This window comes from Oleiphilus sp. HI0080, assembly GCF_001635135.1.
In genome coordinates this window covers 1-1,145 of record NZ_LWFU01001063.1, presented here as the reverse complement: position 1 = coordinate 1,145, position 1,145 = coordinate 1, and the positions used below count along the sequence as shown (strand labels likewise).

At 49.4% G+C, this 1,145-nt stretch carries 1 protein-coding gene; it reads left to right on the top strand.

What is annotated here, in order from left to right:
- Positions 1 to 1,016, top strand: a 1,016-nt coding sequence (locus A3751_RS19795; protein ID WP_068458659.1) for a wax ester/triacylglycerol synthase family O-acyltransferase, incomplete at its 5' end; no start/stop codon positions are given.
- Between the last annotated feature and the right edge of the window lie 129 nt (positions 1,017 to 1,145).

Sequence of the window (1,145 nt, the reverse complement as noted above, 5' to 3'; positions counted from 1 at the left end):
TGATCGAAGGCATTCGCGGCAAGCAATTTGCGCTCTATTATAAGGTGCACCACTGTATGTTAGATGGTGTCGCGGCAATGCGGATGGGTATGCGCTTAATGTCTGAGGACCCAAGCGTGCGGGACCAGCCTCCGTTGTGGGCTATGCCGAAAAAACATCGCACGCATGAGCCTATTCAGGGTTCTGATGTGATTGCTAGTTTGACGGAGCTTGCTGGTGCCGCAGGAAAGCAGATATCTACTGTGCCGACACTAATCAAAGAAGTCAGCCATGCGGTTAAACAGGCGCGTTCTAACCCCGATTACACGACGGCATTCGAGGCGCCTCCAAGCATATTAAATCAGCGTATTACCGGTTCGCGTCGCTTCGCGGCGCAGTCCTATCCAATCGAACGCTTTAAAGCGATCGCCAAAAAAGCCGATGCTACTTTGAATGACGTGGTAATGGCGGTCTGCGGTAGCGCATTGCGCAATTATCTTCTTAGCATGAATGCACTTCCGGATAAGCCTTTGATTGCAATGGTGCCGATGTCTATGCGCAAGGATGACAGCGAGCAGGGGAATCAAATAGCGATGATTTTGGCGCGTCTTGGTACGAACATTAGTGACCCATCAGAGCGCTTGTACGCGATCAAGCGTTCGGTCAAAGAATCTAAAGATCGCTACGCGAGCATGAGCCTTGAAGAAGCAATTAACTACACCGCGTTGACGCTCGCCCCTGCCGGTTTGAATATGCTGACCGGCGTGTCTAGCCGTTTGCAGGCTTTTAACGTGGTTATTTCTAATGTCCCTGGGCCTAAGAAGCCGCTTTACTGGAACGGCGCTCGGGTGAAAGGTATGTACCCCGTATCTATTCCGATCGATCGGATTGCGCTCAATATTACACTGGTCAGCTATGTCGATAGCCTTGAGTTTGGCTTCACAGCTTGCCGACGGACATTGCCGTCTATGCAGCGACTGTTAGACTATGTCGAGGTTGGAATAAAAGAACTTGAGGATGCTGTCGGGCGCAGCTAACTCAGCAGAATACTTGCAGTAATAAGGTCTCATTATGAGTAAAGAGTTAAAGAAACCAGAAACGTTTGAACAAAAAGTAAGCTATGGATTTGGTTGGCAATTTGGTCGTCAGCTTCAAAAGAACCGGTT